The organism is Bradyrhizobium sp. UFLA05-109 (genome assembly GCF_054185165.1).
In genome coordinates this window covers 18,231-39,202 of record NZ_JBBIAR010000032.1, presented here as the reverse complement: position 1 = coordinate 39,202, position 20,972 = coordinate 18,231, and the positions used below count along the sequence as shown (strand labels likewise).

21 protein-coding genes are annotated in these 20,972 nt (G+C 63.5%); 11 read left to right on the top strand and 10 right to left on the bottom strand.

Annotated elements, in window-relative coordinates; translation table 11 throughout:
• Positions 1-88 precede the first annotated feature (88 nt).
• Positions 89-817: a GntR family transcriptional regulator gene (locus Q3C01_RS23355; RefSeq protein ID WP_458147651.1), complete on the top strand. Its 729-nt coding sequence runs from the start codon at positions 89-91 to the stop codon at positions 815-817.
• Here Q3C01_RS23355 and Q3C01_RS23350 read toward each other — a convergent pair.
• The gene (locus Q3C01_RS23350; protein WP_458147650.1) at positions 799-2,292 is read right to left on the bottom strand and encodes a flavin-containing monooxygenase; all 1,494 of its coding nucleotides are present in this window, start codon (positions 2,290-2,292) and stop codon (positions 799-801) included. The two genes, Q3C01_RS23355 and Q3C01_RS23350, sit on opposite strands and share 19 nt — an antisense overlap.
• A gap of 108 nt (positions 2,293-2,400) precedes the next feature.
• The gene (locus Q3C01_RS23345) at positions 2,401-2,850 is read right to left on the bottom strand and encodes a cupin domain-containing protein (protein ID WP_449383116.1); all 450 of its coding nucleotides are present in this window, start codon (positions 2,848-2,850) and stop codon (positions 2,401-2,403) included.
• A gap of 174 nt (positions 2,851-3,024) precedes the next feature.
• Here Q3C01_RS23345 and Q3C01_RS23340 point away from each other — a divergent pair, with 174 nt between their 5' ends.
• Positions 3,025-4,050: an AraC family transcriptional regulator gene (locus Q3C01_RS23340; RefSeq protein ID WP_458147649.1), complete on the top strand. Its 1,026-nt coding sequence runs from the start codon at positions 3,025-3,027 to the stop codon at positions 4,048-4,050.
• Between the two features lie 15 nt (positions 4,051-4,065).
• Here the strand turns inward: Q3C01_RS23340 and Q3C01_RS23335 are convergent, their stop codons facing one another.
• Positions 4,066-4,446 (bottom strand): tautomerase family protein, encoded by a 381-nt coding sequence (locus Q3C01_RS23335; protein ID WP_458147699.1) that lies wholly within the window; start codon positions 4,444-4,446, stop codon positions 4,066-4,068.
• A 123-nt stretch (positions 4,447-4,569) separates the two neighbouring features.
• Between Q3C01_RS23335 and Q3C01_RS23330 the strand changes: the two genes are divergently transcribed.
• Positions 4,570-5,169 (top strand): TetR/AcrR family transcriptional regulator, encoded by a 600-nt coding sequence (locus tag Q3C01_RS23330; protein WP_458147648.1) that lies wholly within the window; start codon positions 4,570-4,572, stop codon positions 5,167-5,169.
• Positions 5,170-5,244: 75 nt separating this feature from the next.
• On the opposite strand, the gene Q3C01_RS23325 is transcribed toward Q3C01_RS23330, so the two are convergent.
• Positions 5,245-6,264 (bottom strand): alpha/beta hydrolase, encoded by a 1,020-nt coding sequence (locus Q3C01_RS23325; RefSeq protein ID WP_458147647.1) that lies wholly within the window; start codon positions 6,262-6,264, stop codon positions 5,245-5,247.
• 284 nt (positions 6,265-6,548) lie between these two features.
• On the opposite strand from Q3C01_RS23325, the gene Q3C01_RS23320 reads away from it, so the two are divergent.
• On the top strand, positions 6,549-8,057 hold the full coding sequence (locus tag Q3C01_RS23320) for a helicase HerA domain-containing protein (protein ID WP_458147646.1): 1,509 nt from the start codon (positions 6,549-6,551) through the stop codon (positions 8,055-8,057).
• 24 nt (positions 8,058-8,081) lie between these two features.
• On the opposite strand, the gene Q3C01_RS23315 is transcribed toward Q3C01_RS23320, so the two are convergent.
• The 3 genes from Q3C01_RS23315 to Q3C01_RS23305 form a co-directional block, all read right to left on the bottom strand.
• Entirely contained in the window at positions 8,082-8,252 is a 171-nt protein-coding gene (locus tag Q3C01_RS23315; protein ID WP_458147645.1) for a hypothetical protein, read from the bottom strand.
• A 3-nt stretch (positions 8,253-8,255) separates the two neighbouring features.
• Positions 8,256-10,130: an ATP-binding protein gene (locus Q3C01_RS23310; RefSeq protein WP_458147644.1), complete on the bottom strand. Its 1,875-nt coding sequence runs from the start codon at positions 10,128-10,130 to the stop codon at positions 8,256-8,258.
• 256 nt (positions 10,131-10,386) lie between these two features.
• Entirely contained in the window at positions 10,387-11,610 is a 1,224-nt protein-coding gene (locus tag Q3C01_RS23305; RefSeq protein ID WP_458147643.1) for a polyhydroxyalkanoate depolymerase, read from the bottom strand.
• A 174-nt stretch (positions 11,611-11,784) separates the two neighbouring features.
• Between Q3C01_RS23305 and Q3C01_RS23300 the strand changes: the two genes are divergently transcribed.
• The gene (locus Q3C01_RS23300) at positions 11,785-12,441 is read left to right on the top strand and encodes a glutathione S-transferase family protein (protein WP_458147642.1); all 657 of its coding nucleotides are present in this window, start codon (positions 11,785-11,787) and stop codon (positions 12,439-12,441) included.
• Positions 12,442-12,683: 242 nt separating this feature from the next.
• Here Q3C01_RS23300 and Q3C01_RS23295 read toward each other — a convergent pair whose 3' ends face one another.
• Positions 12,684-12,908 carry a hypothetical protein gene (locus Q3C01_RS23295; RefSeq protein ID WP_449383108.1) on the bottom strand — a complete coding sequence of 75 codons (225 nt, stop codon included), beginning with the start codon at positions 12,906-12,908 and terminating at the stop codon, positions 12,684-12,686.
• Between the two features lie 187 nt (positions 12,909-13,095).
• Between Q3C01_RS23295 and Q3C01_RS23290 the strand changes: the two genes are divergently transcribed.
• The 5 genes from Q3C01_RS23290 (at position 13,096) to Q3C01_RS23270 (ending at position 17,991) form a co-directional block, all read left to right on the top strand.
• Positions 13,096-13,455 (top strand): hypothetical protein, encoded by a 360-nt coding sequence (locus Q3C01_RS23290; RefSeq protein ID WP_458147641.1) that lies wholly within the window; start codon positions 13,096-13,098, stop codon positions 13,453-13,455.
• Between the two features lie 169 nt (positions 13,456-13,624).
• Positions 13,625-14,470, top strand: coding sequence for an AraC family transcriptional regulator (locus Q3C01_RS23285; RefSeq protein WP_458147640.1), 846 nt, complete (start codon positions 13,625-13,627; stop codon positions 14,468-14,470).
• Positions 14,471-14,603: 133 nt separating this feature from the next.
• Positions 14,604-15,530, top strand: a complete 927-nt coding sequence (locus tag Q3C01_RS23280; protein WP_458147639.1) for an SMP-30/gluconolactonase/LRE family protein — start codon at positions 14,604-14,606, stop codon at positions 15,528-15,530.
• 204 nt (positions 15,531-15,734) lie between these two features.
• The gene (locus Q3C01_RS23275; RefSeq protein ID WP_458147638.1) at positions 15,735-16,328 is read left to right on the top strand and encodes a GNAT family N-acetyltransferase; all 594 of its coding nucleotides are present in this window, start codon (positions 15,735-15,737) and stop codon (positions 16,326-16,328) included.
• Positions 16,329-16,344: 16 nt separating this feature from the next.
• Complete coding sequence (locus Q3C01_RS23270; protein WP_458147637.1) at positions 16,345-17,991, top strand: GMC family oxidoreductase; 1,647 nt, start codon at positions 16,345-16,347, stop codon at positions 17,989-17,991.
• A gap of 370 nt (positions 17,992-18,361) precedes the next feature.
• Here Q3C01_RS23270 and Q3C01_RS23265 read toward each other — a convergent pair whose 3' ends face one another.
• Together Q3C01_RS23265 and Q3C01_RS23260 are read right to left on the bottom strand one after the other, a co-directional pair.
• The gene (locus Q3C01_RS23265; protein WP_027522430.1) at positions 18,362-19,204 is read right to left on the bottom strand and encodes an AAA family ATPase; all 843 of its coding nucleotides are present in this window, start codon (positions 19,202-19,204) and stop codon (positions 18,362-18,364) included.
• A 93-nt stretch (positions 19,205-19,297) separates the two neighbouring features.
• Positions 19,298-19,543 (bottom strand): GlsB/YeaQ/YmgE family stress response membrane protein, encoded by a 246-nt coding sequence (locus Q3C01_RS23260; protein ID WP_458147636.1) that lies wholly within the window; start codon positions 19,541-19,543, stop codon positions 19,298-19,300.
• Between the two features lie 123 nt (positions 19,544-19,666).
• On the opposite strand from Q3C01_RS23260, the gene Q3C01_RS23255 reads away from it, so the two are divergent.
• Positions 19,667-20,842, top strand: a complete 1,176-nt coding sequence (locus tag Q3C01_RS23255) for a vWA domain-containing protein (RefSeq protein WP_458147635.1) — start codon at positions 19,667-19,669, stop codon at positions 20,840-20,842.
• Positions 20,843-20,972: the final 130 nt, after the last annotated feature.

The following is a 20,972-nucleotide window of genomic DNA, read 5'->3' as shown; positions in this document are numbered from 1 at the left end:
AGAAAAACGATCGTAAAGAACAAATTTATAAATTATGGTGCAATGCCCGGTGATGTACAAAAAATGGCGATGAATCAGTGTGACTCTCATGAGCTCTGACCTGTCGAGCCAAAAGATGGAGCAGCCGGCGACGCTGGCGACGAGCATCTATGCGCGCCTCAAGGCCGACATCCTGACCACGCGTCTTGCGCCCGGACGCAAGCTGCAGTCGCGCTTCCTGATGGAGCACTACAATGTCGGGCAGACTCCGCTCCGCGAGGCGCTCAACCGCCTGACCTCGGAGGAGTTCGTCGTCGGCATGGAGCAGCGCGGCTTCTACGTGAAGCCGGTCAGCAAGGATGAACTGCAGGAGCTGACCAAGACGCGTTGCTGGATCGAGGGCCTCGCACTTCGCGAGTCCATGCAGAACGCGACCCAGGCCTGGGAGGAGTCGCTCCTGGTTACGCATCACCGGCTCGACCGCACGCCGCGCTCGCTCGACCCTGACAAGTTCGAGGACAATCCGGATTGGGAGAAAGCGCACCGCGCCTTCCACGCGACGTTGATCGGGCTCTGCGGCTCGCGCCCGCTGCTCGGCTTCTGCGAGCAGCTTGCCGACCGGCTCTATCGCTACCGCATGATGTCGATCGCAAAGGCCTATCCGGTCCGCAAGGTGGGCACCGAGCATGTGCAGATCCTTCAGGCGGTGCTCGACCGCAAGACCGATGAAGCTGTCGCCCTGCTCCAGCAACACTATCAACGCACGGCGGATGTCATCTACTCGGATCTGGAGACGGTGCTGCCCAAATCCGACGCTGCTCACGCCGCCGCCCGGTAGTCCGGCGCCGAAGCGAGATATCTCGCATAGGCATCCGCATCGGGCGGCAGGAAGCGCTCCGCGAGGCCATTGCGCTTCTGTTCCTTCGCGCCGATGTCGGCGATCAGCTCGTCGAAATGCCGATAGTGGTAAGGCGCAACGCACAGGCCGCCATAGACGCCGGCGGCCGGACGCTCGACGCGCTTGAAGTGCAGCATCATCTCGATGTTGTCGCGCATCGCTTGCGCGGTCGGCTGGTTCGCGAGCTGGCCGTCGGCGAAGCGCACCAGCCAGTTGGCGGCGAGGTCGGCGCAGAGCACGGTGCAGAACGACGAGTTGAAGCCGACGAAGCCCATGTCGGGCAGATCAGGATTGGCGATCAGGCGATAGAGCCGGTACTGGCCGTCGGCATCGACCAGTTTTGACTGATAAGCCTCGGGCAGGAACGGCACGCCGAGCTTGTAGCCGATCGCAAGCACGGCGACGTCGGCCGCGACGCGCTCGCCGCCGCTCATCACGATGGTGTTGCCCTCGTAGTGGTCGAAGGTGCCGAACACGGCTTTGATGCGGCCATCAGCGACCATCGGGTAAAAGCCCGGCGTTGCGATCGGCACCGAGCAGTTGACGCCGTCCTCGATCCGCTCTTTCGGCACCATCTTGCATTGCTTCAGCTTGAGCTGCGCCTTCAAAAGGCTCTCGAGCCCGCGCCAGTTCGCCCACACCAAGGGCGCTGTGACGCGATACGCGATGCGCGCCAGCGCGCTCGCGCCCCACCCCTGAAACATCTGCTCCTGGGTGCGGATGTAGAGGATGCGCTTGAAGTTGACGAGTCCGCCGATGAAATAGGGGATGCGCCACACCGGCTCGCGGAACACGATCGTGACCTCGCGTGCGCCGGCCTTCACCGCGTTCACCGCGATGTCGGTTGCCGATTTCGAGCCGCCGAGTACAACGACGCGGCGGTCTTTGGCGATCGAGTGATCGTTGTATTTGGAGGAATGCAGGATCTGCCCGCCCTGCGCCTTGAAAGTCTCTTCACCGGGAAGGCTTAGCTCGCGCGGCTCGTTGAACTGACCGGTGCAGACCGCGACGAAATCGAAATCTTCCTTCGTCGTCGCGCCACTTTTGTCCGACAGCGCGAGCGTCCAGCCGGTCTTGCCGTCGTTGCGCCGCTCCATGCCTGCGACCTTCGTGTTGAGGCGAAGCATCCGGTTGAGACCGTAGCTTTTGGCGTAGTCGTTGAGATAGGCGTGCACCTGCGGTCCCGTTGGCCATTCCGGATAGGCCTCCGGCATGGCACGGTCGGTGTAACGATAGAGATCCTTCGGACTCTGCGTCTGCACCTCCGGATAGGAGCGCGCCGGCTCCCAGACACCGCCGAGATCGGCGCTGCGCTCGATGATGGTGACCTTGTGACCGCGGGCGGAGAAGGCTTTTGCGGCGGCGAGGCCGGAGACGCCGGCGCCGATCACGCAGACATGCTTGGGGCTGACCATGGCTTTACTCGCAATGAGTGATGTGTTGCGCGCAGCAGGTCCCGTTCGGCCGCAAAGCGCGGCCGCTGGGCTTGCGACGGACGTGAATTGGACGGCGAGGCGTTCCGTCTAGTCGTTGGCCTCGGGCGGCAGAAAGTCCACCTCGTGCTGCGCCGAGATGCGCACGACTTCGGCCGGATCGGTCAGGTTGTGCAGCATGTTGAACAGCGCTTCCAGCTTCTGCATCGGCGAGACCCAGAACATCGCACGCGCCGGCTTGTCCGACTTGTTGAAATAGCCGTGCGGGATGCCGCGCGGCATGCGCACGAGATCGCCGGCTTTCGCTTTCGTCCATTGGCCGTCGAGCTTGAGGTCGAGCACGCCTTCCTGCACCAGGATGAACTCGTCCTGGGTGGGATGGATGTGCACCGGCACGAACTGGCCGGGCTCGCTGTTGGTCTCGAACGCGAACGTGGAGTCGCAGATGGCCTTGGGGAAATAAAGCTGGCCCAAGATGTTCCAGCTCTTGCCGCCAAAACCCGTGCCGCTTGCAGTAATGCCTTTTTCGAGTGCAGTCATGGCTCCCTCCATCAAAAGACCGGCGGGAGGGAGCATCCGTCCGGGGCGAGGGGCTGTCTATCCGCTAAACGAATCTGCTGCCCTGCAGCACGACGTTTTTGCGACGCGGCTCTTTTCGAACCTGCGCAACTATTATAGGCTTAAAATAATTCGTGACGCCTAGCGTGGTCGACGATGTCCGCAGCCGAGCTGGAAATGGGCGCGTCCGGGTCCCGAGCCGAAAGGCTCGCGGCCTTCGCCCGCGTCGCGACCACTGCGGTCGACGAGGCGGCCGACCAGATCGGGCGCATCTTCTGTCCGCATCAACTTGAGCCGCTTCAGGCAAGGGCGCCGGGCTTCTATGCCCAGCACAATTGCGCGGCCTTTGACGGCTTTTCCATCAACTATGTCGCTTATGGCGGCTCGGTCACGATCGATCCAGGCTGCCTCGAGCGCTTCTTCCTGGTGCAGATTCCGCTTCACGGATCGTCGCGGATCCGCGCCGGCGCGCGCGATCTGGAAACCGCGCCCGCATCGACTGCCTCGCTCTTGTCACCGACGGTGCCGACCCGGATGGTGTGGGAGAATTGCGCACAACTCATCCTGCTGCTCGACCGCCGTCTGGTCGAGCAGCGTGCCGCCGCGCTGTCGGGGCGCGCTGCCGGCACGGTCGAGTTCGATCCGGCGATCGATCTCAATGCCGAAGCAGCGCGTAGTCTCTGGGCCACGCTCGACCAGCTGATGACGCTCGCCGAACGGCTGGGGCCGGCCGGCCGGTTGTCCGCGATCGCAATCGCCGACTGGCGCGAGACGCTGCTCGATCTGCTCCTCAATGGCCAGCAACATGGCCTGTCCCACGCCATCCGTACCTTCTCAGGGCAGGCCGAACGGCTGCCTCGCGCGCTCCGCGTCGCGCGCGATTGCCTTGCGGCCAAGGCGACCGAGCCGCTCGACCTCGCAGAGCTCGCCTGCGTCTCCGGCATCGGTATCCGGGCGCTCCAACTCGGCTTCCGTCGGCATTTCGGCCTGTCGATTTCCGAGATGCTGCTCGACATGCGCCTTGCCGCGCTTCACGCGCGTCTGTCGCGGGGCGCGCCAGATTGCTCGATCACCGATGCCGCCTTCGATCTCGGCTTCACGCATTTGAGCCGCATGGCCGGTGCGTATCGCGAAAAATTCGGCGAGACGCCCTCGGCGACCCTCAGGCGCCGGCTGAGCTGACGCGAGCTCATCACCTCACACGAATTGCGCGAGGCCGTGGCCGACGGACCAATTTTCTTTCGCCGCCTCGAGTACGTTGATGAACACGTTTTCCGCACCGATGCCGGGACTTTCGCCGAGCAGCTCTGCGGTCCGCTTGAACAGCGCCATCTTCTGCTCCGCCGTGCGAGTGCTGAACACGGTGATCTGGATGTAGACGACGTCCTCGCTGCGGGCAATGCCGAAGCAGGAAGCACCGTAGCGGAAGTTCGCCGGCTCATGCTCCGTGATGGTCATGAACTGGTCGTCCTCGGGAACGCCGAGCGCTTCGCGCATCGCGCGGTAAAGGCTATCGAAGATCGCCTTCCGGTAGGCGTCCGGCTTTCCCTTGCGCAGCGAGATGTGAGCGAGCGGCACGGTGCGATCCTCCTTGACGGAATCAACGATCGACCCCATTAGGTTTTTGACGCGGTGTCTAGAATTAAGGTCACGTTCTTGACGTCCTGTCAAATATTTTTTGCCCCGGAGTGAGATGAACACATGAGGCCGCGCGAGTTCGACCACGACGACGTGCTGCGCGTCGCGTTTGACCAGTTCTGGCGCAAAGGGGTGCGTGGAACGTCGCTCTCGGACATCGCGCGCGACGCGGGTGTCCAGCGCGGCAGTCTCTACAACGCCTTCGGCAGTAAGGAAGCGCTGTTTCTTGCCGCCTATGAGCGCTATGCGGGCGAGTATCTCAGCGCAGTTCAAAAGGTGCTCGGCTCGGGAGCTCTGCGAAAGCGCCTGACCGCATTTTTCGATCTGACGATCAGGAATTTCCGGTCCGGCTCGCCGCCCCGGGGATGTCCGACCACGCGGGGCCTGATGGAGCTGGCATCGGACGAAGGCGAGGGGCTGGACGAGGATGCGCGGCGGGCGTTCGCGGATCTGATGTCCGGCATCACCGGTCTCGTTCAGGACGCTTTGTCGGAGGGCGCTGTGCGAGGCGAATTCAGCGGAGCTCCCGAGGTTGCCGCACTCCACATTGTCACCGTGACGCGCGGATTGGCCGTGCTCGAACGCGCCTTCGGTGACGAAACCCAGCTTCGCAAGATTGCTGCGCACACGGTCAATCTCGTGCTCGCGAAGGCCGTGAAGTAGGGCGCGCAATGCGAACCGCGCTCAATTACTTCGCGCGCTTCCAATGGCGCTGTGTCCCGATCGCAACCGGCTCGCCTAATCCTTGCGACCTTCGTCCAGGGAAGCCTGAATTGCCTCAAAGAGCTTTAGCCGGTTCTTTTCCATGAGGATGCTGTGCGTGCCTTCAGCAAGCTGGACGTAGCGCTTGCCCGGCGAATTGACCATTAGGGGAAATAGCGTCTGGGCCATATAGGGCGGCGTGTCCTGGTCCCACTCGGCGTGGATGAGTAGCGTCGGCACCGTGATCTTCGCGGGATCGTAGTACGGCTTTCCGGCTCCGAAGAATCGCTGGTTATCCTGAACGACACCGTTGGGCGCGCGCAGGACGGGCGGGTTCATCGCGGCTCCCACCAGGTCCGTCGCGAAAGTCGCATCGGCCCATGCGTCGAACCACCCCGCTGGAATCAGGGATCCCTTCTTGTCCTCCGGCACGCCCGTGTACCAGCGTTGCTTTGCCTGCTCGCGCGTCGTCGTCCGGTATGCGCCGAGCCTGCCGGGGCCGGCCTGAACCAAAGATGCCGTCTGCCTGATCCAGACGGGCCCATAGAGCACGAGGCGTTCGACTTTTGACGGGTTCTGCGTCGTGTAGGTCGCCATCAATGTCGTCCCCCACGACCACCCCAGCAGGTTGAGCTTAGTGAGGTTTCGGCGTTCGAGAACATAATCGACGACCGTGCCGATGTCCTTGACCGCGGTCCCCCCGGTCACGATCGGATCATTGGCTTCGGGTTTGTCGGCCATCTCCGCAGGCCGGCTGGACTTTCCGTAGCCCCGCACGTCGAGCAGCCACACGTCATAACCGCGCGAGGCGATGTACTCCATCCAGGACATGCCATCGAGCTTGAGATCGAACGCGGTTTCCGAAGGATACGTCGCGCCGTGAACGTACACGACGGTCTGCTCCGGTCTGAACGAGGTCATGTTCGCCGGCCGCTTGTTGCGGACATAGACGTCGATGCCGGGATCGCCGGTCTTCACCATCGCTTCTTCGGTGACCAGTTGCTGAGACTGACCGAACGCCGGAGTAAGCGAACCTGCTGCGAACAAGCCGATCAAAACACACGATCCTTTCAAGGAAGCCGCCCTGCGCTAGCCTTGCGCCTAGCGTCAGCCAGCCTAGCTCCGGCTGGCGCGTTCGCAAAGATGTGGTTTCCGATAAGCGCGTGTTGGCAGCCGATTTTCGATGTTGCGTGTCAGTAGCTCCTACCGGGCATGACAGGATCGGGCTCGCGAGTTGCAAGCCTGCAGTGGAATACGGCGTGATCGCCCATGCGCCGCTCGACGTCTCCCCATCAGCTTGATAAGCCCCTCCTCCGCGAAGGAAGGGCTTGAGTCGGGACATGACCGTTGCGATCGAGATGGGGCACACGACGGCTGGTGCCCCGGCGACCCTGGACCTCGAGGAACTGCTGGCGACTCGCCTTCTGGTGCAGGGAAATTCCGGCTCGGGCAAATCCCATCTCTTGCGCCGGCTCCTGGAGCAGAGCGCGCGATGGGTGCAGCAGGCGATTCTCGATCCCGAAGGCGACTTCGTTACGCTGGCGGAACAGTTCGGCCACCTCGTGATCCAGGCGGAGGATCACACCGAGCGGGGCCTTCAGGTCGCCGGCGAGCGCGCGCGCATCCATCGCGTCTCCACAGTGCTCAATCTCGAGGGGCTTGACGCGGAGAATCAGATGCGGCGCGCCGCCGCCTTCCTCGGCGGCATGTTCGAGGTCGAGCGCGACCATTGGTACCCGATGCTTGTGGTGGTGGATGAGGCGCAGCTGTTCGCGCCGGCTGTCGCAGGCGAAGTGTCGGACGAGGCGCGAAAGCTCTCGCTCGGCGCCATGACCAACCTGATGTGCCGTGGCCGCAAGCGCGGGCTCGCCGGCGTCATCGCCACCCAGCGGCTGGCAAAGCTCGCCAAGAACGTCGCAGCCGAGGCGTCGAATTTCCTCATGGGCCGCACCTTCCTCGACATCGACATGGCGCGCGCTGCCGATCTGTTGGGGATGGAGCGGCGACAGGCCGACGCGTTCCGCGACCTGGAGCGTGGACAGTTCATGGCGCTCGGCCCGGCGCTCTCCCGCCGTCCCCTCGGCTTGCGCATCGGCGCGACCGAGACAAAGCCGCGCAACGCGACCCCGCGGCTCCTGCCGCTGCCGGAAGCGACTTTGGAGGACGCGCGCGCCATCATCCTTGCCGCCCCGCCGCCCGAGGCGAACAGGCCACAGCGCCGGCCGGCGCCGGACCTGCTCGGCCAGCTCATGGCGGCGAAGTCGGCGGCGCCGGAGATCCGCCCTGACCCGGTGGAGCAGCAGCCGAGCGCCGAGGAGCTGGCGGAGCGGCGTGAACGCCTGGATCGTATCCTGCGCGCCATCCTGGCCGAGCCCGATGCCGGCTTCCGCGCCATCGGCGTGCTCTATCAGGAGTTCGTGGTCCGCTGCCGCATCGAAGGTCTCGGTCCGGTCGCACCGGACCTCAGCGAATTCCGCCGCATGCTGACGCGCGCCCGCGCCGGCCTTGCGACCGATATCGCGGAGGACGATGCCTGGCAGGACGTTTCGCTTCGCGCCTCCATCCTGCCGGAGGACATGCAGGGCGTCTTCATGATGATCGCCCGCGCGGCCAAGGAGGGCTGGCCGTGCCCGGGCGATGCCGCGATCGCCCGCGCCTATGGTTCGCACTCGCTGCGCCGCGCCCAGCGTCTTCTCACCTATATCGAGGAGCAGGGCCTCATCGTCTGCCAGCTCGACGGTGCCGGGCGAAGAATCGTGACGCTCGTCGAGCTCGCCTGGGCGACGGCGCCGGGCGACCCCAACGGCGACGAGCTGCCGGCCGAGCAGGATTGCAGCGCGTCGCCGTGATGCGATGATCAGAGCGGCCTGTTGTTAGGGCTTGCCCGTATCCGACGTCCATTGCGTGTGACAGCCGCGGCGGCTGTTGGCTTCGCAGACGAAATGGCAGGCCTCATCCATCGCGCAGTCGAGATAGAACCAGGCGAAATACGACGCGATCACGATGAAGGCGACCCACAGCGTGGCCTTGGTCTGTCGATCCATACCTCAATCTCGCGTGGGGTCATCGGACGCCTGCTTGCGCAGGAAGCGATCGCGCTCGGCCTCGACGGAATAGGGCGTCGGGATCGGATCGCCGACGGAATCCACAGCCGTGTCGAGGCAGCGGCGCAGCATGCGCGCCAGCTCGGCCTTGCGGTAGGGTTTTGTCAGAAGCGGCGCGCCTTGCCCCGCGCGTCCCTGCGTATGGAGCGAGTCGTAGGCGTAGCCTGAGGTGAAGAGGACGCGCAAGGACGGCCGCGAGGCCACCATCTGTTCGGCGAGCTGCCGTCCGTTCGTGTCGCCGGCCATCACGATGTCGGTGAACAGCAGGTCGAATTGCGCGCCTTTGGCTGCGATCGCGAGCGCTTCGGCAGCATTGGCGGCGGCAATGACCTTGTAGCCCAGGTCCTCAAGCTGGACCGTGACGTAGTTGCGCACGTCGCGGTCGTCCTCGACGCAGAGGATGGTCTCGTGACCGCCCGGCACCTTGCGCGCGTCCTCGCCGGCAGGATGACGCACGCGTGTGGCGGCCTTTGGAAGGTAGATTTTGAACGTGGTGCCACGCCCTTCCTCGGAAGCGACCTTGATGCTGCCGCCGGACTGCTTGGCGAAGCCGAACACCATGCTGAGCCCGAGCCCCGTTCCCTTGCCGACCTCCTTGGTCGAGAAGAACGGATCGAAGATTCGGTCGAGGATGGATTGCGGAATGCCGGTGCCGGTATCGGTGACCTCGATCTCGACATAGTCGCCGGCATAGCCGACGCCGACCGTTGCGGCTTCGCGCACGCCGAGCACGACGTTGCGCGTTCTCAGCGTGAGTTTGCCGCCCGCTGGCATCGCGTCGCGGGCATTGATCGCGAGGTTGAGCAGCGCCGAGCTGAGCTGTCCGCGGTCGACCAGCGCAGGCCAGACCTCGCGATCGAACCTGGTGGTGATCTCGATCTGCTTGTCGAACGTCGCGCGCAAGAGTCGAGTGGTTTCTTCGAGCAGGTCGTTGACGTCGATCTCGGTCGGTTGCAGCGCCTGCTTCCTTGCGAAGGAGAGCAGGCTCGAGGTCAGCGCCGCGCCGCGGTCGGCCGCCTCGCTGATCAGCTTGGTGATGGTCGAAAGGTGCGGGTCGTCCTTGACGGCATCGGCGAGGATCTCGATCGTCCCCGTGATGACGGTGAGCATGTTGTTGAATTCGTGTGCGATGCCGCCGGTGAGCTGGCCGACCGCCTCCATCTTCTGGGCCTGGATGAGCTGCTCCTCGGCGACGCGCTTCTGGGTGACGTCCCTTGCAAAGGTATTGACGATGGTGCGGTCGCCGAGACGCAAGCCGGTGCTCGACGCCTCGATCAGGATCTCGTCGCCGCTCTTGTGGACCATGACCGCTTCGAAGCGCATGCCGGTCGGGGTTTCCGACAATTCGCTCAAGCGTCGCTTCATACGCTGTCTGAAGGCGGCGCGGAGCGGCCCCGGCACCACCAGCTCGACGACGTCGGCGCCGACCGCCTCGGTTCGCGTCCATCCCGACAGCGCTTCGGCCTGCGGGCTCCAGGCAACGACGACACCGTCTTCATCGGTCTGCACGAAGGCGTCGAGCGCGGTCCGGATCACCGCCTGCGTTTGCCGCGCGCTGTCCGCAAGCGCCCGTCTCGTCTCGGCCCGATCCGCATCCAGCGCCGCGGTGCGCTTGGTCTGCGATCTCTCGATCACGCGTGCGCAGCCGAGCGCGAGTAGCGGGGCAATGAGGTTGCTTGCCAGCAGGGCGAGCAGTTGGGCCGCACCGAACGCCCGCAGGCTTGCGATACCGGTCATGACGTCGGACGCAAGCAGGGCAACGGCTGTCACCGTGGCCTGCGCGACCATCGCGAGGATCAGAAGCCGCCTCAGTCTCATGCGCTCATACTCTGCCGTAAAAGCGGACGGATGCTGGCCGCTGACGTGCTCGCGGGCCAAAATGGGCAGCAGACTCCGCTTCCGGCCGTCGCCGGTCAATTTTCGAGCAGGCCAAGCGGTCGACTTTCCCCAGAAAGGAAGATTCCCGTCGGGATTGTAGCGCAGATGCATCGCTACGTAATCCGGGGACAGCACGGCCGACGCAGCGCCCGGACTGCGTTTCGCGCGGTCCAGGTCGGGGAGAAGTGCAACCGGCTCACGAATTTACGTGCACGAAATCCCGCAGCAGCGGATAGATCTCGTTATTCCAGCGCTTGCCCGAGAACACGCCGTAATGGCCGACGCCGGCCTGCATGTGATGGACGCGGCGGTAGGCGCGCACGCCGGTGCAGAGATCCTGCGCTGCGAGCGTCTGGCCGATCGAGCAGATGTCGTCCTTCTCGCCCTCGACCGTCATCAGACCCATGCGGCTGACCGCCTTCGGCTTCACCACCCGCCCGCGATAGGTCATCTTGCCGAGCGGCAGCAGGTGCTCCTGGAAGACGTCGCGTACGGTCTCGATGTAGAACTCTGCGGGCAGATCCATCACCGCGAAATATTCGTCGTAGAAAGTCTTGATGCTCGCCGCCTTTTCCTTCTCGCCTTTGGCGATGTGATTGGCGAGGTCGAGATGCTGCTTGATGTGGCGCTCGAGATTCATCGAGACGAAGGCCGTGAGCTGCACGAAGCCCGGATAGACCTTGCGGAAAGCGCCGCGGCACTGCATCGGCACGTAGTTGATCAGATTGCGCTCGAACCAGGTGATCGGCTTGCTCTTGGCGAACTCGTTGACCTTGGTCGGCTGCACCCGCGTATCGATGGGGCCGGCCATCAGCGTCAGCGTCGCTGGCCGCGACGGATGATTGTCCTCGCACATGACCGCGGCGGCCGCGAGGGCGGGCACCGAGGGCTGGCAGATCGCGACCATATGCGGGCGCGGGCCGAGCCGAGCGAGGAAGTCGATGAGGTGCTCGGTGTAGTCGTCAAGGCCAAAGCGGCCTTTGCTGCGCGGGATGTCGCGCGGATTGTGCCAGTCCGTGATGTAGACGTCGTGGTCCTGAAGCAGCGTCTTCACGGTGGCGCGCAGGAGAGTAGCGAAATGGCCGGACATCGGCGCCACCAGCAGCATGCGTGGCTGCTCGGGGCCATCGTCCTTTTTGAAATGCAGCAGCGAGCCGAATGGCGTTGCGTAGGCGATCTCCTCCCGGACGCCGACCTCGCGATTTCCCACCATCACGCTGTCGATGCCATAGGCCGGGCGGTCGTAGGTGATGGTGGAGCGTGAGATCAGCTCCAGCGCAGCCGACAGGCGGCCGACTACGGCACCTGACATCCCCTGCGGCACCAGGTTGAGATATTTCAGGGCAGACGAAGCCCCGGCCCGCCATGGCTCCGTCAGATCCATATGGTTCTGAAAGGCCTGATAGTACATCGACATCATACTGAAACGCCCACCCCGACCCCAGGCCATCATGCAATATCGACGCCAGATTCGAGTCAATTCGCTCTGAGAACTGGCATGTCACTTGCTGTGGAATACGGGGAAGCACAAACACTGGGCACCGCGCATAACGGGACGGCTGCGTCAGGAATTCAGGCGCGAGGGAAGGGCCATATGGCGAAGGCGACACTGACCATCAGCAGCAAGAACTACTCGTCCTGGTCGCTGCGCGGCTGGCTGTTGACGAAATTCTCTGGGCTCGATTTCGAGGAGATCGTCACCGCGCCGGACGACCCGTCCGCGCGTGCCGAGATCCTGCTGCTGTCGTCCTCGATCCTGGTGCCGTGCCTGCGGCACGAGGGCGCCACCATCTGGGACACGCTATCGATCGGGGAGTATCTCAACGAGATCATGCCGGCCGCCGCGCTGTTGCCGGCCGAGCGCATCCAGCGCGCCCATTGCCGCTCGATCTGCGGTGAAATCCATTCTGGCTTCACTACACTGCGCGCCTCGCTGCCCGTGAACCTCAAGGGGCATTTCCCCGGCTTCAAGATCTGGTCGCGGGCGCAGGCCGACATCGACCGTGTCTGGGCGATCTGGCGCGACTGCCTGGAAAAGTCCGGCGGTCCGTACCTGTTCGGCGATAAGCGCACCATGGCGGACGCGATGTACGCGCCCGTCGTGACGCGCTTTGTAACCTATGACGTCAGGCTCGAGCCGCGGCTCAAGGCCTATGCCGACACCATCATGGGCATGGACGAGATACAGGAATGGATTGCGGCCGCCAAGGCGGAGCCGGCGGAGATCGAGGAGCTTGAGGTCGAATATTAGGCACCCTTTCGGGGGCTGCCTGCTTGAGGGGCGCTATTAACCTTTGCCGCCGGCCACGGGGCTTTGCCCGTGCGCGACTTTCCTTGATCTGGTGCGTCGGTGCGGCGCTGCGCCGACATTTAGGGGTGAACAGGTCGAAAACGGAGCCCGGCGGCTGATTCGGACGCGATTCGTTCGGTCAGCGTTCCATACCTTAAAATCCGGCCAGGCTCCGTCGCATTTTGAGACAGGTCGGCCTGTTTCTACACGGCACCCGTCTGTTTCACTCGCGGCAGGCGCCAACCGATCACGGTCGCCTCGACGGCGATGCCTGCTTCGTGGTTTTGCCAGCGCCCGCCGACGTAGCGGCAGGCAAAGGGCAGCTGGTAGGTTCCACTATGATCTTCGCAAAGCACTTCGACCGGCATCCCCGACGGGGGTTCTCCCTCGCCATTGAATTCGGCCAGACGTCTTTCGCGCGTTGCCATTCTAAATAATCTCCCCTCAAAAAGAACGCGAACAGAGCCGCCCCACTCCTCCGCGTCCGTCGTTATTCCTCCATATCGAGGAACCGCCCAAGCTCAACGCCAGAATGCGGTGCCAGTATGGTATCGTTGCGCGGCCGCGTACCGTCTGCGCAATTTGCCGTGATCGACGTTATCGTGAGGAACCTGCATGCCGGGCCGGAATGCTTTGCTATGTGTCGCGATATCGCTGCTCGTGATGATGTCAACGGAACACATTCGGGCGCAGGATGTTCCCGGCATCGAAATCTGTACGGTCGAGAAAACCTGGGAGCGGCGGACGAGCTGCCTGCAAAGCAATGTCGACTTTCTTCAGAAGACGATGACCAAGCTCACCCTGGATCACCAGCAGAAGATCGACGCCGCCAATCGCCAGATCGACGCGTTGAAAGCGACGGTGGTGGGCTTGCAGAAGACGCTCGGCGATCTCCAGGCCGCACAGACGAAGACCGCGGAGGATTTGAAGAAGAAGCAGGACGCGCCAGCGGCGAAGGAAACGAAGGACAAGTAGGGTGGGTTAGCGAAGCGTAACCCACCGCTTATCTCGCCAGTGGCGTGGTGGGTTACGCCTTCGGCTAACCCACCCTACGAAACCGTACGTGTGCGACAGCAATGCCGATCAAGCGCGGTGCAGCGGCGAGGTGCAGCATCGCCGCGCTTCGAACGAGGACCTCTAGTTCATGAACCCAGCCCAGCGTGCACTCTGGTTCATCGAAAGCCATCTCGCCGAGCCGCTGACGCTCGACGAGATCGCCGAGATCGGTGGCGTGTCACGCTTCCATATGGTGCGGGCGTTTGCCGCGGCGACCGGCTTTCCGGTGATGCGATACGTGCGGGCGCGGCGGCTCACCGAGGCCGCGCGTAACTTGGCGCGCGGTGCGCCGGACATTTTGTCGCTGGCGCTGGATGCGGACTACGGATCTCACGAAGCCTTCACCCGCGCGTTCCGCGACCATTTCGGCGTGACACCCGAAGCGGTCAGGGCGGCGACGTGCGTCAAACACCTCAAGCTTCAGGAGCCGATCCTCATGGACTCAACCATGCTCGACAATCTCGCACCGCCTCGTTTCGAAACCGCCAAGGCGTTCCTCGTCGCAGGCATCGCTGAGCGCATCTCCTGTGACAACGGCGCCGCCATCCCGGGCCTGTGGCATCGCTTCCATCAGGAGGTCGCCGACATTCCAGCGCAAGTGGCGCAAGGGAAAGGTCAAGTCGCCTATGGCGTCTGCTGCAACGGCGACGATGCCGGCAATTTCGACTATATCGCCGGCGTCGAGGTCTCCGATTTCTCTGACCTGCCGCGGCGCTTCGGACGCATCCGGATTCCCGAACAGCGCTACGCGGTGTTCACTCACACCGACCACGTCGCCTCGATCCGCCGAACCGTCAACACGATCTGGAATCAGTGGCTGCCGGCATCGAGCCTGAAGGCCGCGGACGCGCCGAATTTCGAACGCTATGACGAAAAGTTCGATCCCAAGACAGGCAATGGCGGCTTCGAGATTTGGGTGCCGGTGAAGGAGTAGGGCTGCGCAACGCTGGCATACCCGGCCGCTTGCTTGGCAAACGGAAGCGCCTTTGTCATAACGGCACGCAAACCTGCGTGCCGGACCGCCATCGGACATCCCGGCGACGCGATAAAAAGCCGGGAGGTTTCCGATGTCCAGCATCCGCGTTCTCGCCACCGATCTCGAGTTTCCGGAAGGCCCGGTGGTGATGCCGGACGGCTCGGTCGTACTGGTGGAGATCCGCGGGGCACGGCTCACGCGCGTTTATCCCGACGGACGGAAAGAGATCGTCGCAAAAATGCCGGGCGGACCGAACGGCGCGGCGCTCGGCCCCGACGGCAAGATCTACGTCTGCAACAATGGCGGCTTCTCCTGGATCCCGACCGGCAAAATGATCATGCCGGGCCCGCAGCCCGACGATTATCTCGGTGGCTCGATCCAGCGCGTCGATCTGCAATCGGGCAAGGTCGAGACGGTCGTGACCAAATGCGGCGAGCATGACCTGCGCGGTCCCAATGATCTCGTCTTCGACCGGCATGGCGGCCTGTGGTTCTCCGACCTCGGAAAGCGTCGTGCGCGCGACATGGATGTCGGCGGGATGTATTATCTCAAGCCCGGGATGCAGGAGATCGTCGAGGTCGTGCACGGCGTGCTGCCGGCGAACGGCATCGGCCTGTCGCCGGATGAGAACACCGTCTACATCGCGGAGACGCCGACCGCGCGGCTCTGGGCCTATGAGCTCGCAGCGCCCGGCAGCCTGAAGCCGCGCGAAGTGATCTATCGCGGCGAGCGCGGCAAGCCGATCGCGGGCCTCGGCGGCTATCAGATGTTCGACTCGCTTGCGGTCGAGGCCAACGGCAATGTCTGCGTTGCAACGCTGGTCTCAGGTTGCATCTCGGTGATCGCGCCGGATGGCAGGCTGGTCGAGCAGGTCCCGACCGGCGACCGCGTCACGACCAACATCGCCTTCGGTGGCCCCGAGCTCAAGACCGCCTACATCACGCTGTCGGGCAAGGGTGAGCTGATCGCCATGGACTGGCCGCGCGGCGGATTGCCGTTGAATTTTCTGAATAAGTGAGACAAGTCGTTATTGCGAACGAAGCGAAGTAATCCAGAAGACCCTCACCCTGAGGAGCGCGCCATCGGCGCGCGTCTCGAAGGGCGAGGCCACCGGCCGGGCCTCATCCTTCGAGACGCGCGTTCCGCGCTCCTCAGGATGAGGGCTTGCAGCCTGGATTGCTTCGTCGCTTCGTTGCTCGCAATGACGAAGGAGACACCATCAATGCCCTGGCCTGATCCAATCACCCTCCGCGGCGAGCATGCGCGGCTCGAGCCGCTGTCGCATCAGCATCGCGACGCCTTGGTGGAGGCCGTGAAGGACGGCGAACTCCAGAAGCTCTGGTACACCGCGATCCCCAAGCCTGAGAACATGGCGAAGGAAATCGACCGGCGCCTTGGCCTCCAGGCCGCGGGCTCCATGCTGCCTTTCACCGTGTTCGACGCCGAGGGCAAGATCGTCGGCCAGACCACCTACATGAACATCGATGCGACCAACCGCCGCGTCGAGATCGGCTCGACCTGGTACGCCAAGAGCGCGCAGCGCGGCCCGCTCAACACGCAGTGCAAGCTGCTGTTGCTGACCCATGCCTTCGAGCAGCTCAACTGCATTGCGGTGGAATTCCGCACGCACTTCTTCAATCACCAGAGCCGGCGTGCCATCGAGCGGTTAGGGGCCAAGCAGGACGGCATCTTGCGCAGCCATCAGGTGGCGCCGAACGGCACGCTGCGCGACACCGTGGTCTACAGCATCACCGCAGCTGAATGGCCGACGGTGAAGGCGCATTTGACCTATCAACTCAACGACAAGCCGCGCTGAGGCGGTTCGAGGCAAGATGGACAGATTTGATTATGTAATCGTCGGCGCCGGCTCCGCCGGCTGCGTGCTCGCGAACCGGCTCAGCGAAGACTCCAACACCAGCGTGTGTGTGCTCGAGGCGGGCCCGAGCGACTGGCATCCCTACATCCATCTGCCGGCGGGCTTCATCAAGACCTTCCACATGAAGAGCATCAACTGGGCCTACGAGCAGGAGGTAGGGCCCTGGACCGGCGGCCGCAGCATCTACGCGCCTCGCGGCAAGACGCTCGGCGGCTCGTCCTCGATCAACGGTCACATCTACAACCGCGGCCAGAATCTCGATTTCGACACCTGGGCGCAGATGGGCAATCGCGGCTGGAGCTATGCCGATGTGCTGCCATATTTCAAGCGGCTGGAGAAGCGGGTCGGCGAGGGCGAGGCGCTTTATCGCGGCCGCGATGGCAGCCTCACCGTCACCACCATGGAGTGGCGTGATCCGCTCTGCGAAGCCTTCATGGACGGCGCCGTGTCGCTCGGCATCCCGCGCAATCCCGATTACAACGGCGCCAAGCAGGAAGGCGTTTCCTATTGCCAGCGCACCATCGAGAAGGGCCTGCGCGTCTCCGGTGTGACTGCGTTCCTCAAGCCCGCGATGAAGCGGTCCAATCTGCATGTGCACACGCATGCGCACGCGACCGAGATCATCTTCGAGGGTAAGCGCGCCGTCGGCGTACGCTATAGCAAGGGCGGCCGGGGCGGCACGCCGGTCGAGGTGCGCGCCAACAAGGAAGTGATCCTGTCGGGCGGCGCCTACAACTCGCCGCAGCTCCTCCAGCTCTCCGGCGTCGGCTCGCCAGATCTCTTGCAACAGCACGGCATCGCCGTGCGTCATGCGCGGCCGGTCGGCGAAGGCCTGCAGGATCATTATGCGCCGCGCACGGTGGCGCGGGTGAAGGACATCAAGACCATCAATGAGCTCCGCCGCGGCTGGCGTCTCTGGGTCGAGGCGATGAAATGGGCCACCGCACGCCGCGGCCTCCTCTCGCTGTCGCCGACCATGGTCTATTGCTTCTGGTATTCGGGCGAGAGCCCGGATCGCTCGGACCTTCAGCTCACCTTCACGCCGGCGAGCTACAAGGAAGGCGTGCAGGGCCAGCTCGAGGACGAGCCCGGCATGACGGTCGCCTCCTGGCAGCAGCGTCCCGAAAGTCGCGGCCATGTGCGCATCCGCTCGAGCGATCCCTTTGCGCCGCCAATCATCCAGACCAACTATCTCGACGCCGAGCTCGACCGCCGCGTCATCGTCGGCGGCATGAAGCTCGCGCGCAGGCTTTTGAAGTCGGCGCCGCTCTCGCCCTATTACGCCTATGAGGATTTCCCCGGGCCCAACGTCAACAGCGACGACGAATTCCTGCACGCCGCCACCGAGCGCGGCACCACCACCTTCCACCCCGGCTGCACCTGCCGCATGGGCCCGGCCGAGTCCACCTGGGCCGTGGTCGACGACCAGCTCCGCGTCCACGGCCTGCAGGGCCTGCGCGTCGTCGACGCCTCGGTGATGCCGCGCATGATCTCGGCGAACTTGAACGCATCCACGATGATGATCGCCGACCGCGCCTCCGACCTGATCCGCGGCAGGAAGCCTATGGAAGCGGCAAACGTGCCGGAAACAGCGGTGGCGTGAGGGCGCTGCTTCGTAGGGTGGGGTAGCGAAGCGTAACCCACCTCTTTGCTTTCCACCTGTTACGGAAGTGGTGGGTTACGCTGACGCTAACCCACCCTACGAGCTGGCCCGGCTCAGTTGTAGTCGTGAGCGGCTACGTGCCGGTTCAAACGGAGATAGTCTGGATTGCTTCGTCGCTCCTCGCAATGACGAGATTGGAGCACGCGCGCACCACGCCCTCGCCGTCATCGCCCGCGAAAGCGGGCGATCCAGTATTCCAGAGGCAGCGCGAGGGTACGGAGAGACCGCGGCGTACTGGATTCCCCGCTTTCGCGGGGAATGACAACGGTGGTTGGAGCAACGGCGCTGCGCCGTTGCAACTGGGGAGGGCTTAAACCTCCCGCCGGCTCAAGAATGCCAGCCGCTCGAACAGGTGCACATCCTGCTCGTTCTTGAGCAGGGCGCCGTGCAGCGGCGGGATCAGTTTGCGCGGGTCGCGTTCGCGCAGTTGCTCCGGTGTCATCTCCTCGTTGAGCAGCAGCTTCAGCCAGTCGAGCAGCTCGGAGGTCGAGGGCTTCTTCTTCAGACCGGGCACCTCGCGCACCTCGAAGAAGATGCGCAGGGCCTCTTCGACGAGGCGCTTCTTGATGCCGGGGAAGTGGACGTCGACGATGCGGCCCATGGTCTCGGCGTCGGGGAACTTGATGTAGTGGAAGAAGCAGCGGCGCAGGAAGGCGTCCGGCAGCTCCTTCTCGTTGTTGGAGGTGATCATCATGATCGGGCGCTGCTTGGCCTTGATCGTCTCGCCGGTCTCGTAGACATGGAATTCCATGCGGTCGAGCTCGAGCAGTAGGTCGTTCGGAAACTCGATGTCGGCCTTGTCGATCTCGTCGATCAGCAGCACCGGGCGCTGCTCGGCGGTGAAGGCGTCCCACAGCTTGCCGCGCTTGATGTAGTTCTTGATGTCGGAAACGCGCGCGTCGCCGAGCTGGCTGTCGCGCAGGCGCGATACCGCATCGTATTCGTAGAGGCCCTGCTGCGCCTTGGTGGTGGACTTGATGTGCCAGGTTAGAAGCGGGGCGTTCAACGCTTTCGCCACTTCCTCGGCGAGCACGGTCTTGCCGGTGCCGGGTTCGCCCTTCACCAAAAGCGGTCGCTCCAGCACGATTGAGGCGTTGACGGCGACCTTGAGATCGTCGGTCGCAACATAGTCCTTGGTGCCGGTAAACTTCATCGAGCGTCCTTGTTGATCATCGGGCGAGGTGTACCTCCGCCACAACATGGGAACGGCCGCTTCGAGCGGCCGTTCCGGATTAGGTCAAGCTGTTCAGGCCCGTCTTATCAGCGAAAGGATGACCAGCACAATCACCGCGCCGATCGTAGCGTCCAGGATCGAGCCGAACGTGCCGGTGGCGAGCCCGATGCCGAGCTGCGGCAGGATCCAGCCCGCAACCAGCGCGCCGATGATGCCGACCACGATGTTGCCGACCAGTCCAAATCCCGCCCCGTGGACAATTTTCCCCGCGAGCCAGCCGGCGATCGCTCCGATGATCAGCGCTGCGACAATTCCCATGGCAAAGATCCCCAAAACCAAGCCTCAACTGCAGCAATTCTAGAGCAAAAAGCCTCCCGGTCCAGAGCGTGGCGACCCGTCTCGCCCCTTGACGGGAGCAATCCGACGGGCAATCTCTTACTCATGTTCCTCCAATTCTTCACCTCATTGCGCGACGCGCAGGTCCCTGTGACGCTGCGCGAATACCTCACGCTGATGGAGGCGCTCGACGCCGACCTCGCGGACTTTACGGTCGAGAATTTCTACTACCTGTCGCGCGCCTCACTGGTGAAGGATGAGCGGAATCTCGACAAGTTCGACCGCGTCTTCGGCACCGTGTTCAAGGGACTGGAAAGCCTGCTCGACGCCATGGACAAGGCGGAGATTCCCGAGGAGTGGCTGAAGAAGCTCGCCGAGAAATACCTCACCGAGGAAGAGAAGAAGCAGATCGAGGCTATGGGCTGGGACAAGCTCATGGAGACCCTGAAGAAGCGGCTCGAGGAACAGAAGGGCCGCCATCAGGGCGGCAGCAAATGGATCGGCACCGCCGGCACCTCGCCGTTCGGTGCCTATGGCTACAATCCCGAGGGCGTGCGCATCGGGCAGGAGAAGAATCGCAACAACCGCGCCGTGAAAGTGTGGGACAAGCGCGAGTTCAGGGATCTCGACGGCAATGTCGAGCTCGGCATCCGCAACATCAAGGTCGCGCTGCGCCGCCTGCGCAAGTTCGCCCGCACCGGTGCGCCGGACGAACTCGATCTCGACAATACGATCAAGCAAACTGCCAACCACGGCTATCTCGACGTCGTCATGCGCCCCGAGCGGCGCAACGCAGTCAAGCTCCTGGTGTTCTTCGACATCGGCGGCTCGATGGATTCGCATATCGAGCAGGTCGAGGAATTGTTCTCGGCGGCGAAGAGCGAGTTCAAGCACATGGAGTATTTCTACTTCCACAACTGCCTCTATGAGGGGGTGTGGAAGCAGAACAAGCGGCGTTTCACCGACCGCACGCCGACCTGGGACGTGCTGCATAAATATCCGCACGACTACAAGGTCGTATTCGTCGGCGACGCCTCGATGTCGCCTTATGAGATCATGGTGCCGGGCGGCTCGGTCGAGCACGTCAACGAGGAGCCGGGCTCGGTCTGGCTCGATCGCATCATCCGCACCTATCCGCATGCGGTGTGGCTGAACCCGGTGCAGCAGAAGCACTGGGACTATTCGGAATCGACCACGATCATTCGCCGCATCTTCGCCAACCGCATGTTCCCGATCACCATCGAGGGGCTTGAGGGGGCGATGAAGGAGTTGACGCACTAGCATCCCGTCATTCCGGGGCGCGCGTAGCGCGAGTCCGGAATCTCGAGGTCGTAATTGTTGATCGAGGTTCCGGGTTCGATGCTATGCATCGCCCCGGAACGACGAGCGTGACAACAAGAGGGAGAAGCAC

Excerpts from the sequence above, each read along its gene's own strand:
- Q3C01_RS23300 (WP_458147642.1), top strand. The coding sequence starts at position 11,785 with ATGGCGAAGGCGACACTGACCATCAGCAGCAAGAACTACTCGTCCTGG.
- Q3C01_RS23305 (WP_458147643.1), bottom strand. The coding sequence starts at position 11,610 with ATGATGTCGATGTACTATCAGGCCTTTCAGAACCATATGGATCTGACG.
- Q3C01_RS23295 (WP_449383108.1), bottom strand. The coding sequence starts at position 12,908 with ATGGCAACGCGCGAAAGACGTCTGGCCGAATTCAATGGCGAGGGAGAA.
- Q3C01_RS23290 (WP_458147641.1), top strand. The coding sequence starts at position 13,096 with ATGCCGGGCCGGAATGCTTTGCTATGTGTCGCGATATCGCTGCTCGTG.
- Q3C01_RS23260 (WP_458147636.1), bottom strand. The coding sequence starts at position 19,543 with ATGGGAATTGTCGCAGCGCTGATCATCGGAGCGATCGCCGGCTGGCTC.
- Q3C01_RS23355 (WP_458147651.1), top strand. The coding sequence starts at position 89 with ATGAGCTCTGACCTGTCGAGCCAAAAGATGGAGCAGCCGGCGACGCTG.
- Q3C01_RS23255 (WP_458147635.1), top strand. The coding sequence starts at position 19,667 with ATGTTCCTCCAATTCTTCACCTCATTGCGCGACGCGCAGGTCCCTGTG.
- Q3C01_RS23345 (WP_449383116.1), bottom strand. The coding sequence starts at position 2,850 with ATGACTGCACTCGAAAAAGGCATTACTGCAAGCGGCACGGGTTTTGGC.
- Q3C01_RS23340 (WP_458147649.1), top strand. The coding sequence starts at position 3,025 with ATGTCCGCAGCCGAGCTGGAAATGGGCGCGTCCGGGTCCCGAGCCGAA.
- Q3C01_RS23285 (WP_458147640.1), top strand. The coding sequence starts at position 13,625 with ATGAACCCAGCCCAGCGTGCACTCTGGTTCATCGAAAGCCATCTCGCC.
- Q3C01_RS23315 (WP_458147645.1), bottom strand. The coding sequence starts at position 8,252 with ATGGATCGACAGACCAAGGCCACGCTGTGGGTCGCCTTCATCGTGATC.
- Q3C01_RS23320 (WP_458147646.1), top strand. The coding sequence starts at position 6,549 with ATGACCGTTGCGATCGAGATGGGGCACACGACGGCTGGTGCCCCGGCG.
- Q3C01_RS23275 (WP_458147638.1), top strand. The coding sequence starts at position 15,735 with ATGCCCTGGCCTGATCCAATCACCCTCCGCGGCGAGCATGCGCGGCTC.
- Q3C01_RS23265 (WP_027522430.1), bottom strand. The coding sequence starts at position 19,204 with ATGAAGTTTACCGGCACCAAGGACTATGTTGCGACCGACGATCTCAAG.
- Q3C01_RS23350 (WP_458147650.1), bottom strand. The coding sequence starts at position 2,292 with ATGGTCAGCCCCAAGCATGTCTGCGTGATCGGCGCCGGCGTCTCCGGC.
- Q3C01_RS23330 (WP_458147648.1), top strand. The coding sequence starts at position 4,570 with ATGAGGCCGCGCGAGTTCGACCACGACGACGTGCTGCGCGTCGCGTTT.
- Q3C01_RS23270 (WP_458147637.1), top strand. The coding sequence starts at position 16,345 with ATGGACAGATTTGATTATGTAATCGTCGGCGCCGGCTCCGCCGGCTGC.
- Q3C01_RS23310 (WP_458147644.1), bottom strand. The coding sequence starts at position 10,130 with ATGAGACTGAGGCGGCTTCTGATCCTCGCGATGGTCGCGCAGGCCACG.
- Q3C01_RS23280 (WP_458147639.1), top strand. The coding sequence starts at position 14,604 with ATGTCCAGCATCCGCGTTCTCGCCACCGATCTCGAGTTTCCGGAAGGC.